General features: G+C 49.9%; 14 protein-coding genes. 7 read left to right on the top strand and 7 right to left on the bottom strand.

Annotated elements, in window-relative coordinates:
* Nucleotides 1-34: 34 nt before the first annotated feature.
* From N6G83_RS51960 to N6G83_RS51970, 3 genes are read left to right on the top strand one after another with little or no spacing between them, the layout of a single operon-like run.
* Nucleotides 35-1,036 (top strand): ATPase, T2SS/T4P/T4SS family, encoded by a 1,002-nt coding sequence (locus N6G83_RS51960; protein ID WP_001076634.1) that lies wholly within the window; start codon nucleotides 35-37, stop codon nucleotides 1,034-1,036.
* Nucleotides 1,033-1,560, top strand: a complete 528-nt coding sequence (locus tag N6G83_RS51965; protein ID WP_000715148.1) for a phospholipase D family protein — start codon at nucleotides 1,033-1,035, stop codon at nucleotides 1,558-1,560. The genes N6G83_RS51960 and N6G83_RS51965 overlap by 4 nt, the downstream gene beginning before the upstream one ends.
* A complete protein-coding gene (locus tag N6G83_RS51970) occupies nucleotides 1,557-1,868 on the top strand; it encodes a hypothetical protein (RefSeq protein WP_000570332.1) in 312 nt (103 codons plus the stop codon). Before N6G83_RS51965 ends, N6G83_RS51970 begins: the two co-directional genes overlap by 4 nt.
* A 619-nt stretch (nucleotides 1,869-2,487) precedes the next feature.
* On the opposite strand, the gene N6G83_RS51975 is transcribed toward N6G83_RS51970, so the two are convergent.
* From N6G83_RS51975 to N6G83_RS51995, 5 genes are read right to left on the bottom strand one after another with little or no spacing between them, the layout of a single operon-like run.
* A complete protein-coding gene (locus N6G83_RS51975) occupies nucleotides 2,488-2,850 on the bottom strand; it encodes a hypothetical protein (RefSeq protein ID WP_024561906.1) in 363 nt (120 codons plus the stop codon).
* Nucleotides 2,843-3,508, bottom strand: a complete 666-nt coding sequence (locus tag N6G83_RS51980) for a DUF6710 family protein (protein WP_000971716.1) — start codon at nucleotides 3,506-3,508, stop codon at nucleotides 2,843-2,845. Before N6G83_RS51980 ends, N6G83_RS51975 begins: the two co-directional genes overlap by 8 nt.
* A complete protein-coding gene (gene mobF / locus N6G83_RS51985; RefSeq protein WP_024561907.1) occupies nucleotides 3,505-6,723 on the bottom strand; it encodes a MobF family relaxase in 3,219 nt (1,072 codons plus the stop codon). The genes N6G83_RS51980 and mobF overlap by 4 nt, the downstream gene beginning before the upstream one ends.
* Before the next feature lie 4 nt (nucleotides 6,724-6,727).
* Nucleotides 6,728-8,260 (bottom strand): type IV secretion system DNA-binding domain-containing protein, encoded by a 1,533-nt coding sequence (locus tag N6G83_RS51990; protein WP_032493179.1) that lies wholly within the window; start codon nucleotides 8,258-8,260, stop codon nucleotides 6,728-6,730.
* Nucleotides 8,260-8,685 (bottom strand): traK protein, encoded by a 426-nt coding sequence (locus N6G83_RS51995; protein ID WP_225247941.1) that lies wholly within the window; start codon nucleotides 8,683-8,685, stop codon nucleotides 8,260-8,262. The genes N6G83_RS51990 and N6G83_RS51995 overlap by 1 nt, the downstream gene beginning before the upstream one ends.
* Nucleotides 8,686-9,151: 466 nt before the next feature.
* On the opposite strand from N6G83_RS51995, the gene stbA reads away from it, so the two are divergent.
* The 4 genes from stbA (at nucleotide 9,152) to N6G83_RS52015 (ending at nucleotide 11,091) form a co-directional block, all read left to right on the top strand.
* Complete coding sequence (gene stbA, locus N6G83_RS52000; protein ID WP_029697170.1) at nucleotides 9,152-9,583, top strand: plasmid stabilization protein StbA; 432 nt, start codon at nucleotides 9,152-9,154, stop codon at nucleotides 9,581-9,583.
* An 8-nt stretch (nucleotides 9,584-9,591) separates the two neighbouring features.
* The gene (stbB, locus tag N6G83_RS52005; RefSeq protein WP_000861579.1) at nucleotides 9,592-10,308 is read left to right on the top strand and encodes a StbB family protein; all 717 of its coding nucleotides are present in this window, start codon (nucleotides 9,592-9,594) and stop codon (nucleotides 10,306-10,308) included.
* A 2-nt stretch (nucleotides 10,309-10,310) separates the two neighbouring features.
* The gene (gene stbC, locus N6G83_RS52010; RefSeq protein WP_000360828.1) at nucleotides 10,311-10,679 is read left to right on the top strand and encodes a plasmid stabilization protein StbC; all 369 of its coding nucleotides are present in this window, start codon (nucleotides 10,311-10,313) and stop codon (nucleotides 10,677-10,679) included.
* Nucleotides 10,680-10,740: 61 nt separating this feature from the next.
* On the top strand, nucleotides 10,741-11,091 hold the full coding sequence (locus N6G83_RS52015) for a hypothetical protein (protein ID WP_014014961.1): 351 nt from the start codon (nucleotides 10,741-10,743) through the stop codon (nucleotides 11,089-11,091).
* Between the two features lie 58 nt (nucleotides 11,092-11,149).
* Here N6G83_RS52015 and N6G83_RS52020 read toward each other — a convergent pair whose 3' ends face one another.
* Nucleotides 11,150-11,332: a hypothetical protein gene (locus N6G83_RS52020; protein WP_032493182.1), complete on the bottom strand. Its 183-nt coding sequence runs from the start codon at nucleotides 11,330-11,332 to the stop codon at nucleotides 11,150-11,152.
* 74 nt (nucleotides 11,333-11,406) lie between these two features.
* Nucleotides 11,407-11,613, bottom strand: a complete 207-nt coding sequence (locus N6G83_RS52025; RefSeq protein ID WP_032493183.1) for a DUF905 family protein — start codon at nucleotides 11,611-11,613, stop codon at nucleotides 11,407-11,409.
* Nucleotides 11,614-11,648: the final 35 nt, after the last annotated feature.

An 11,648-nucleotide genomic window follows, 5' to 3' on the forward strand; every position in this document is an offset into this window, starting at 1 on the left:
GGCCCACTGTTCTTTGTAGCAGGAGATAACTTACATGAATCAATCATCGGCTTATTACCAGCTGGGGCCGCTGCGGGAGTATTTCGAAGATCCGGGCGTATTTGAAGTCCGAATCAACCGTTATAACGAGGTGGTTTGTGACACATTCGAAGGCCGCAAAATCATCCAGAACGACAGCATTACCGGCGCGTTTATCGATAACCTGACTGCGGCATTAACCAGCGCCAATAACGTTTCGCGCCAGATGATTAATGACGTGGTGTTACCGGACGGTTCCAGGGGAATTATCTGTTTACCGCCTGCGGTGATCGATAACACCGCCGCTATCGCTTTTCGTAAAAATATCGCGCTGGATAAAGACCTGGCGACGTTAAGCCAGGAAGGTATCTTTGAGTTTTGCCGGGAAATTGACAGCCATAAGCGCGAGCTGGACGACGACGATCTCCTGCTGAAAGAGTTATACCGGGCTAAACGCCGGGAAGAATTTTTGCTTACTGCGGTACGGAAAAAGCGAACCGTTGTCGTTGTGGGAGAAACCGGGTCAGGGAAAACGGTACTCACCCGCGCCCTGCTCAAAGCCATTAGCCCGCAGGAACGCGTGATAATCATGGAGGATGCTCACGAAGTTGAAGCTACCCACCTGGAAGAAGCCGTTTATATGAAATATGGCGGTAAAGATAAACCAGGGCTGGCTACGCCGACGCAGTGCCTTAAAGCCTGTATGCGCCTGACACCAGATCGTATCTTCATGACAGAGCTGAGGGATGATGCTGCATGGGATTACCTTCAGGCGTTGAATACCGGACACCCTGGCGGCTTAACCTCCACACATGCTAACTCGGCGATGGATGCCTTCACCCGTATAGGGTTGATGGTTAAAGCTACCGAAGTGGGCCGTATGCTGGATATTTCTGACATTATGCGCCTGCTGCACTCCACTATTGATGTGGTCGTTTTCATGGCGAAAAGGAAGATTCGCGAAATCTACTATTCGCCAGAATATAAGTATGAGTGCATGAATGGAGGGATAAAGTGAAAAAAGGAGCAATCATATTCCTGACGGGGGTTCTGGCCTTTTCCTCCCTGCCCTCAATAGCCGCCGATTCGCCATCGGTACAGGTCGGGTTTTCTCCTGAAGGTAGCGCTCAAACGTTGGTAATTGGCGCTATCGACTCCGCGCAATCCTCGATCCGAATGATGGCTTATAGCTTTACCGCGATGGATATAATGCAGGCGCTGGTCAAAGCTAAAAATCGCGGTGTCGATGTGAAAATCGTTATCGACGAACGCGGCAATCGTAATGACGTAAGCCACCGTGCGATGAAGTACATTGTGAAAAACGAGATCCCGCTGCGGGTGGATAGCGACTTTCCTATCCAGCATGACAAGGTGATGATTATTGATGAACGGTCAGTTCAGACGGGCAGCTTCAACTACACCAAAGCAGCAGAATCTAAAAACTCGGAAAACGCGGTGGTGATCTGGAACATGCCCCAGCTGGCAAAACCTTATCTTGAGCACTGGGAGGACCGTTGGAATCGTGGGGAGGACTATAAATGATAGAAAAATTTGAACGCTATATTTTCAAACATGCCGTACAGCCACTGAAATTAGTTGCTGTGGTAGCAATAGCTGCGGAGCTATCGCGCAGAGGATTAATGTTCATAGGTATACCCGCTTTTACCTCTTTCATTACAAATATGCTCGGTATTTTGATAATCATGTTAATGCAAAAGCCGATAATGATAAGAGGTGTGTACGAGACTAAAGATCGTTCAAGTTCCTATAGATGGATGCATTTTGCCATAACAGGACTTCAATCTATGTCCGTTGTAGTCCTGCTACTAATACCGATTTATGAGCGATAAAAGCATGAAAGGCGGCGTAAGTCGCCTTTTTCCAAAGGCTCCGCCCCTCCTGACGAGCTTCAAAAAAAAGCTACAAGTCAGAAGTAGGCGAAACCCGACACAGCTTAGAGATCTGCCGCCTTTCGTTGGCATCGCTCCCCCTGGTTACGTCCTGTGTTCCTGTCATATCGTTTACCGAAACCTGACCGCCTTTAGCCCATTCGGGCAACGTGGCGCTTTCTCATAGCTCACGCTTAAAGTTCTCGGCTCGACTTAGACAGTTCGCTCCAACGCTGCGGGTTTTAACCAGACTCCCCGTCTCCCGCTGCCGTTACGCCTGACTATGACAAACACACGATTTCCAGTTCGTCAGGCGCGGCAAATCGCCGCCATTGGTAACAGCCAATGCGGTAACGTCATTCGAGCAGGGAGATGGGACTTGAATTGCAGCCATGACGACTGCTACACTACATTTGAATTTAACGGTGACTGTTCTCCCTGCTTCGGATTCAGTTACCAGGTGCAAAGAGTTGACGCTCTTATCACCTTCGAAAAAACCACCTTGCCGGGTGGTTTTTTCGTTTCTGAGCAAGAGAGTACAGGATCTTCAGAGGATCGATCAACGATCTTTGATCTTCCGTTATTCCTCATCGCCTTCAATATCATCGTAGTAAAGGCTTTCTGGATACAACTCCATTAGCTGAGATAGCGTGTCCTGCACTTCATCCAGCCGATTTACCAGATGGGATATTTGTTCGTCCAGGTCACTCGCCAGCTCGAACAATGCTGAAACCCGGCTACGTGAACCTTCGTTAATCACTGCCATTGCTATCTCATGAAGCCTGAGTAAATCAGTTCTGATTTGCGGCGGCGCTGAATACTCGCCATCATTAAAATCCCCGCGTAAATCATCAATAGCATCAACAGCTCGCAACAAAGAGGCTGTTTCAAAATTATCAGGTGAGATTTTTTCCCACTCCGCGTTAGTAATTTGCTCACCCATTTTTTGCTCCTTCCGTAAGTAAACGGCCAATTTCGAAAACAGCCGCTGACCGCCCGGATTTCACCGCCTCAACCTTCTGGCCGTCAACGAACCAGTGATTACCGTCCGTTCGGACCAGCTCAAAAAGGTAGGACATATCGTAAACGTGATCCGGTATCACGGTCCCTTCTCCGGCCAGAATGCCCGCCGTTATGGAATGGTTGCCACCGCGCACAAAGCCAATGCGCCAGGGCAACCACAAGTCAACATAGTGGTTGATTTTATCCTGCTTCCACGGCCTGCCCTTATGGGTTCCAATGTGCGAAACGTTATCGATATAGCGTGTCAGGCTCCAGGGCCACGGCAGCACCATTTCACTTGCCAGCGACAACGGATAATCAGCGCCGTCCAGTTCACCCTCTTTCATCTTCTCGTAAGATTGCACCTGGATAAGCCCTTCAAAGAAGAACTCCTGCGGGGTCATATCCGGGCGGGCATCAGTCCCTTCCTCGGCTACCGCCAGCAAGAAATCACTCTGTACTGGCCGCACGATGGCGCGAATGAGATCAGGTAGCGCCTTAACGGGTAATTTTTCGGCCACCGAAAGCAGGTGATCGAAGCGATTTTTTTCATTGCCGGCAGCGGCTTTTTCTTTCTTATTTCGGTTCCAGAACATCATAGGCCGTAGCCCTCCTTGTCATGATCATGTTGATGATTTTCGTGCTCATGCTGCGGTAGTTCCACGTCACGCGCACGTTCATATTCTTCATACGTGCTGTAGTCCTGCATGTCGCCATAGTCCGGCCCTTCGTCAGCATACCGCTCATAGTCGTGGTAGGGGTTCGCCTCCATTTCCGGTGTAGCTTCTTGCCTCTGCTCGTACCGGATAGCTGCGTTGACTTCCTCCTGCTCACGCTGGCGCAAATCCTGAGACGTGTTTTCAGTACCTGAAGTATCAGGGCCATCATGCGCGGCTTCTGTCGCGTTTTTCATGGTGTTTTCCTTCTCTTCGGTTTGATGGCCAGCATCATGGCCATAACTTTTTTCCTGTTGGCCATCGCTATGGCCATAGCTCCGGTTTACGTCTTTGTAACGTTCTTCCATCCCTAAGAATCGGTCTATTTCGCTGGCCGTGGTCTTAGGACTGTTGCGGCTGGCACTACTCAACAAACGCTTTTTGTCATCGGTGAAGATCTCGACTTCATGACGGGCGCGGGAAATCCCAACGTAAAAAACGTCTTTGGAAGTCGTCAGAGAACGGGTATCGATGTTAAACAGTACCCGATCACAGGTAAGCCCCTGCGCTTTATGGACGGTCGTTGCATAGGCATACGAAAGATAGGCGGCCTGCTTCTGGTCCAGCTCGATTTCCCGGCCCTTCGCGTTGGTTAACGTAAAAGTGCCTTTCTCGGTAGTCCCGGTCACGGTGAAGCGGTCGCCGTTCGCCACATCCAGCGTCTTATCGTTACGCGTCACCATCACTTTATCGCCCACGGCCAGCTCGGCGGCCACGCTGGTATAAACAGATAAATTTTTATGTGTGCGCGGGCTGAAGCTGATTTTCTGGCCGTCGCTCCCGGCCACGGTCAGCAGGTTCCCCGGACCTGTATCCAGCACCCGGTAAGACTCGCCCCGCTGAAGTCCGTTTTTATAGTCTTTTTCGGGGATGATAATTTGCCCTACCTGGTAGTATTTACTGTCCCGGCGTTCGGCCTGCGTGGAGTCAACGCGCTCCAGAAAATTCACCTCCACGCCTTTTCCTTGCAGCTGCAACGCCTCCCGAATCTGGCTGTTGAGGATTACCCTTGATTCGTTTGTGCCGGAAATAATCAGCGTACCTTCGCGCTGCTCCGGGGAGAATGACAGCCAGCGATTCGCTACAGCCTCCAGCCGCTTATCCTGGTCCTTCTCTGCGCTAATATTGCTGAGTCGGGCCAGCGAGCCGGATATGTGGCCCTCTGCGGCCAGCTTCACCGCCTCAAGCAACACGTCATTTTTCTGGCGCTGAATATCCTTCATGTAGCTGGTCTGCATTCCGGCGCTGATCAGCTGTTCAAATGGCTTGCCCGCCTCTACGGCTTTTGTCTGTGAGGTGTCGCCCAGGAATACCGCTCTGGCCCCGGCCTTCTCGATGGTTTCCATCAGCACCTTCATCTGTCTGGCCGGAATCACGCCCGCTTCATCGATAAAGACCACGCTTTTCTCGTCTATCTTTTTGTCCTTTGCCTTCACGAAAGCGGCAACGGTACGGGCGGGCATACCTTCATCTTCCAGGGATTTTTTCTGCGTACCGTAGGGAGCCAGTGCGGTGACGTTAAAGCCCTGCGACTCCAGAACGGCCTTCGCGCTCATGGTCATATAGCTTTTCCCGGTTCCGGCGAAGCCGTGGGCCGCAACAAAGCGATCTGTCGTGGTGCAAATATCTACGACGCTTTTCTGCTGCTCGGCCTTCAGGGTCTTGCCGACCAGCTGCGCGGTAACTTGCTCGCTTGTTAGCGCGGCGATCACCTTGCCCCGACCGCGAGCCTCGATATTCAGCACCGCTTTCTCTACCCGGATACCTTCAACGGTCGTTACCCGATGGCTGGTTTTTTTCAGGCGGCCAGATTTGATACCTTCAGCAACTAATGCCTTCGCCTGGTCGTTGTTCATCCCTTTTTTGTCGGTCAGCTGCGCCTGCCATTCCGCTTTCGTCATGGCTGGTAGCGGTGGCGCGTCTTTGCTTCTCTGGTCAGTCGTGGTGGTGTATCGCGCTTCACCTTCGATAATGGCCCCCTTTGCCACAGCGCGATAATAGGCGGCTTCAATATCCTGCTTTGATGCCTGGCCGATAGCCTTTTTATTTGCCACGGCCAGCAATCGGGACTGGTCAAAAGACGCATCGCGCTCTGAAAGGGATTTAAGCGCAAACTGAATCGCCCGGTCGGCTTTTACCTCCGGGCTGGTGAAGTTAGGGACGGTATTCATTGACGTTTGCGGGCCGTCCTTGCCTTTGCCAGCCCAGGACAGATCATTGAAGTCGATTCCCAGCTCGTTAGCCCGGTTAACCCACTCTTTATGAATATCTTCACGCGAATAGTCGTCTGTTTTTTTGTCGCGGGTCGCCATCGATACCCGGCTTTTGGTCTGTGCGTCAGCGGTTTCGCGGGTCAACCCCATAGCCGCCAGCCCTTCTTCTATCTGAGCAGAACGCCGCGAGAATCCCCGGATTTGTTCATCCGTAAAGTGCGCCATATCAAAGGTGTTATTTTTGTTGTTATAGCGCAGCTCATACCCGGCCTTTGTCAGCTCCAGCGCCAGCTCTTGCTTGTAGACATCCCCCAGGTGCATCTTGGCCCGCATCAGTTCATCGTTTTTAAGCGCCCTCCATTGACCATCCCCGCGCTGTGTCATGTTCATGACAAAGGCGTGGGTATGCAGCTCCGGGTCAAGGGCGCGTGATGTTTCATGCCGGAAGGAAGCAACAACCAGATTACCGGTATTCTGCGTAATGGTTTTCCCTGCGTGGGTCGTGCGGGCCTGAGCCAGCTTTTCCGCTTCCTGGACGGCAGCGGCAACCGCTTTTTCATGGGCGGCGATAATAGCCTTATCGCCGTGGATCAGCGCCTGCATCGATACGCCTTTAGGCGCGGAAAATGTGAGGTCGTATCCCAGCCGTTCTTTCGTCGCGTCACCGCTGGAGCGCTTCATCTGTGTAAAAGGGTCAATCTCCCCGACAAGCAGTTCTTTGAAACGCTGGGAACTGACCTCGCCGGAAAGGCCCAGCGCTTCAGCACCCTGACCATGCCACGCGGTAAAGCTGCTGTCTTTGCTGTAGTAATCGTCTTTTGCATCAGCGTAGTAGCCTACAACTGACGCAATATCGATACGGGTGATAGTCGTAATATCAAGCATGGCGCTACCTCATGATGATGCCCGGAACCGGGTTCTTACGCGTGTATTGCACATGTTTAGTCTTGAACTTGCCGACAGGCAGATCACCAGGGAAATAGACGTATCCAGTGAGGTTTTTCAGCTCTGATATTTCCGTAGGAGTAACGGCTCTGACGGTGCGCGTTTCGATGCGTGGCCTGTTACCAATGCCCGCCTGGAATGGGTTGCCTTGTTTATGTTCCACTTCGCCCTCAATCTCGCCCAATGCGCGGGACATTTGCTCAAGGGTTTCTTTACCTAATCGACTGCTACCCATGACGATGCCGGAACGCATACTTCCCAGCAGTGTTTCCGCTATGTTGATGCCATAGCGCTCAATCAGCTGAGAGTACGTCTGGTAGCCCGCCCATACAGACGCGCCGCTTTTGCGGCCCTTCGTCAGTAAATCCTGTAGGTTTGGCAGATATTCCAGTGATTCCAGCTCGTCGATAAAAAACAACGTGCGTTGGTCGCGCTTACCCATACCCAGCAGGCTTGAAAACATAATATCCAGCCAGCATGAGATCAGCGGATTGAGGCTCTTTTTCATCTGCTCCTGCCAGGTGATAAACAACGTGCCGGGTTTATCATCTTCCAGCCAGTCACGCAGCGAGAAATCGCCTGCGGGCATCTTCAGGTGTGGGGCTAATTTGTCACCCAGGACAAAACGGGCGCTCCCGGTGGCCCTTTCAGCGCCTTTGATAAACAGGGCTTCCGCAGGTGTACCTTTCACAAACTCTTTTAATTTTTCATTCTCAACAATGGTACACCAGTGCATGACTTCTTCCATTGTTGGGCTACGTTTAAGCGTGAGTAACTTCTTTGATACCTCACGATAAATAAGACGACCATATCTATACCATTCCTCTGCTGAACGCTCCTTACTTTCCTGAATAATAGATACAGCATAGAGATCATAGTCAAAGTCATCGCGTATCTCGTTGAACATTGACCAACCGGGAGAACGTTTATCATAGGGGCTAAGAATCACATCACCGGGACGATAAAACGTCTCAACATATTCGCCATTTGGATCAAGAACAATACGCTTATCCGTGCCTCTTTTCAGGCTTGAATATATAGCTTCCTTGATAATCGTTGATTTACCTGTACCAGTAGCCCCGCCGATTGAAAAATGAAGAGTCTCATATTCAGTAGGCACAGGAACACCTGCAACCGTTAATTGCTTATGATCACGCTCTTTTGTTTTCTCGGCTAAAGATGAAGCTCTTACTAATTTAGTGCCACGGAGTACGCGTTTAAAACGTGGTCCTTTATACACCCGACCCTTATCGTAAATAATGAATCCTATAAAGCCACACAAACCTATAACTGCACCTGCAATAATCGCCACCCATAACGGCCACAGGTTGAACGTGTTTTTTAGCAAATAGGGGACAAGGTAGTGAGCCGTTTCGCTATTAATACCATAAACAAACTTTGCAGTAATAAACCACACAAAGGGTATCGGTCCCAGCAGCGAGCATAAAAATATAAGTCCTCTTTCTTGTTCTGTCATTATTCCTTCCTCTCTTGTTTACTTTCCCATACCTTGTATCCGTTACGTTCCAGCTCTCCCCAGGCGGATTTCATATTGGCCGGGGTCGCCATCGAACGCAGCAGGATCACCGTCTCGATTGCCAGGGATTCGTGCAGCATCATCTGACCGGGAGGCGGCAACTTGAGTTGTGACAGCTGCTTGACCAGACCTTTCAGCTCCGAGGAAAACGCGCTCATATCTGTCTCTGATACCTGGTCAAACAGAATATCGAGGCGTCGATTTACTTCGTTTATCTGTTCCGTAACCTGACTCAATCCACCTATCCGGCCACCTGATCCGGCCAACAAACAACGGCGCATATAGTCCGATCTGTTCGTTCCGGCCAGCCTGTCGATAAGCTCTTTTTCTTCGTCCGTTACCTTGCATGTGATGATCGGCATCATGTCCTCAACTGGTGATTTTTCGTGTTCAATCTGGCGGTAGTTTAACCGCATGAGGTAAGTATTAACAAAGTAATACCTGAATTTCCATACAAACCATGCTCTTATGCTTTTTTTTTAATACCTTTTTAATACCCGCAATCCGAAATATTTCATTTTTTGTTTTTTTAATCAGTTAGTTAGTGCGATTCATCGCACTGCGTTAGGTGTATAGCAGGTTAAGGGCTAAAAAATAATCAGTTTGGTGGGAGCGATCTACGGAGGTTAAGGGGTATTTTGGTGAAAAAGCGTTCAATATCCCGGTATTCATGCTTGCATGAATACCCATACACCACAAATACACCACTATTACGTCAATTCATGGTTGACATTACACCACAATTACATCACTCTTACGTCATGGGATAGTTGATACGACACAAATACATCACTATTACATCAAAAATACATCATTCTACATGAGGGTACTATGAAGCCCAAAAGCATCAGGGCAGCAATTCAGATGATGTTGCCGGAAGTAGAAGAAATGCTGTCGCTGGGAGTCTCCAGAGAGGAGGTTTTCAAGGCGGTATCTGAACGCTTCGGCCTGGAGAATGTGAACGTCCGAAGTTTTGATACTGCCCTGTATCGGGCCAGGCAAAACCGGGCGAAACATACCGCCCCTGATTCTGTATTGCACAATACAGAATCAGCCGGAGCCAGTGAGCAACAGAAGAAACCTGTATTGCACAATACAGAAAAACCCGCGAAGTCTGAGCAGGTGAAAAAAGATGTATTGCACAATACACAAAGTGCGACCGAGGGAGACGAAACGAAACAGTCACCGGGTATCATCGGAAAGGAATTTTTTGACGAGGCAAGAGCCGAGTTCGATCCTAATGAGTTCATCAAAAAATATTGAGGTGTGCAATGAAAGTAGCGGTTATTAATTACAGTGGCAGCGTTGGCAAAACTTTAGTTTCAACTTACCTTCTCGCCCCGCGCCTGAAAGATGCGAAATTTTTCGCGGTCGAAACCATTAACCAGTCAGCGTCTGATTTAGGGATTGAAAATGTCACCAGTTTTAAAGGTGATGATTTCTCCCGTCTGATTGAGGATGTGGTTTTTGAAGATGCAGCGATTATTGATATTGGCGCGTCAAACGTGGAACCGTTTTTAATGGCAATGTCCCGCTTCGATGGCGGCGCAAATGAATTTGATATGTATTTCATTCCAGTAACACCGGAAGATAAAGCCATCAAAGAAAGTATGAAAACGGCGCACACGTTAAGCAAGGCTGGCGTGGATAACAAAAAGATTATCTTTGTTCCAAACCGCGTTAATCCGGGTGATGATGTTGAAAATGTTTTCAGCCCGATTTTCGACTTCGTGAAGCAAACTAAAGTAGGCCGCATTAATAAAAACTCTGCGATCTATAATAGTGAGGTGTACGAATATCTTGCGCATCACAAAATTTCGTTTGAAACGCTGACCGCTGAAGATGCGGAAGAATTTAAAGCCCGCGCTAAAGCATCAGCTGACGCAGACGAACGCCGCAAAATGGCGCGTCGTTATACTTACATGAAACAGGCTATTCCTGTTAAAAGTAACCTGGATAAAACATTCTCCCTGTTAATCGGAGATTAAGCATGGATAAGCAGCCCGATAAATTAGACGTATTGATGGACTGGTTTTTGGGAGACGCGAAGGAAATTGTAGAAGCCATGAAGCAAGTGAAGGTTGAACAAGCCGACATGCTTCAGCAGCTGGGCGAACTCAAAAGCGCACTTGAATTGACGGCAGACGATTCGAGAGCGGAAATCATCGGCAGCCTGAGAGACATACAGGCAGCGATGAAGGAGGAAAACAAAGCGCGGTCAGACTTTCTGACGCGCTGGCAATCACTCCAGCACAACAACGCCAGCACCATCGTTAACCGCGTCGTGATCATGACGGCTGTTTGTTCCATCGTCGGCGCGGCCATTGGCGCGGCGCTGACCTTACTGATCCTGAAGTAACCACAAGGCCGGACTCCCGGCCTTTTCTCTTTTCTCAATCGTGACAGTCACGGTGATAAATATGGACAAAACAGAACGCGAGAGGATGTTAGCCAGACGGCGGCAAGCCCGCCGCCGCGAACGGTTACGCGCCGAAGGTGTTAGCGTGACAGTCACGCTAACGCACGATGAAGCCGCGCAACTGGAAGAACTACGGCAGGTACGCCGGATGGGTAAACAACCCTATTCACCAAATGAGTTTTTCCAGCTGCTGCTGATCCGCAACTGGCAACAGTGGGAGAAAGAAAAAGCCGCGCTGGGTACATGCCAGCACTGCGGAAAATCAAAAGCCGGTGGCGGCTGCGGCGGGGAGTTTCAAAAGGAAACATACCAATGCTGGCTGGCGCAGGACGCAAACGCGCTTAACCTTTAGTGTATTGTGCAATACAGAAAAGCCCGGTTAATACCGGGCTTTGTCGTTGTAGGGAGGCTTATTTTTTTTCCTGCTGCAACAGGTAATCAATCTTTGCTGCAAGCGCGTATGTTGACGGGAACGCGCCTTTTGTTCGCTGGTTAGGTAACTGATTGAAGGCCATCAGGCAGGCTTCGAGAAGGTAGGTTTTCTGGCTCTCCAGCTCTGCTTTCAGCTGGGACGGTGTTGTGATTTTTGTCATTAGGCTTACTCCTGATAAGTGCCGCTTTGGGCTGTATTGCCCGGATTTCACCGGGCGGGGTGTTTATAGCTCAATCAGGCCGGGATATGGCAATAGGCCAGCTCGCGATGCAGGTCATTTTCAAAACCTGTCTCATAGTCCCACGCTCGCCAGACAAGGCGACCATCCACAACCTGGCGGATCTCGATTTGCTCGCTATCGTAGCGGTCTGTATTGGCTACTTCGACGGTTATTGTAGGGGTGTTGTATTCGCGAATAATTGCAGCGATATGTTGTTTCATTGGGGACTCCGTAGGTTGCCGCTTTGGGCTGTGTT

Source organism: Serratia sp. PL7, from assembly GCF_945957435.1.

Coding starts and splice junctions, on each gene's coding strand:
- N6G83_RS51975 (WP_024561906.1), bottom strand. CDS start 2,850: ATGGGTGAGCAAATTACTAACGCGGAGTGGGAAAAAATCTCACCTGAT.
- N6G83_RS52015 (WP_014014961.1), top strand. CDS start 10,741: ATGGACAAAACAGAACGCGAGAGGATGTTAGCCAGACGGCGGCAAGCC.
- N6G83_RS52020 (WP_032493182.1), bottom strand. CDS start 11,332: ATGACAAAAATCACAACACCGTCCCAGCTGAAAGCAGAGCTGGAGAGC.
- stbC (WP_000360828.1), top strand. CDS start 10,311: ATGGATAAGCAGCCCGATAAATTAGACGTATTGATGGACTGGTTTTTG.
- N6G83_RS51960 (WP_001076634.1), top strand. CDS start 35: ATGAATCAATCATCGGCTTATTACCAGCTGGGGCCGCTGCGGGAGTAT.
- stbA (WP_029697170.1), top strand. CDS start 9,152: ATGAAGCCCAAAAGCATCAGGGCAGCAATTCAGATGATGTTGCCGGAA.
- N6G83_RS51995 (WP_225247941.1), bottom strand. CDS start 8,685: ATGATGCCGATCATCACATGCAAGGTAACGGACGAAGAAAAAGAGCTT.
- N6G83_RS51980 (WP_000971716.1), bottom strand. CDS start 3,508: ATGATGTTCTGGAACCGAAATAAGAAAGAAAAAGCCGCTGCCGGCAAT.
- mobF (WP_024561907.1), bottom strand. CDS start 6,723: ATGCTTGATATTACGACTATCACCCGTATCGATATTGCGTCAGTTGTA.
- N6G83_RS51970 (WP_000570332.1), top strand. CDS start 1,557: ATGATAGAAAAATTTGAACGCTATATTTTCAAACATGCCGTACAGCCA.
- N6G83_RS51990 (WP_032493179.1), bottom strand. CDS start 8,260: ATGACAGAACAAGAAAGAGGACTTATATTTTTATGCTCGCTGCTGGGA.
- N6G83_RS52025 (WP_032493183.1), bottom strand. CDS start 11,613: ATGAAACAACATATCGCTGCAATTATTCGCGAATACAACACCCCTACA.
- stbB (WP_000861579.1), top strand. CDS start 9,592: ATGAAAGTAGCGGTTATTAATTACAGTGGCAGCGTTGGCAAAACTTTA.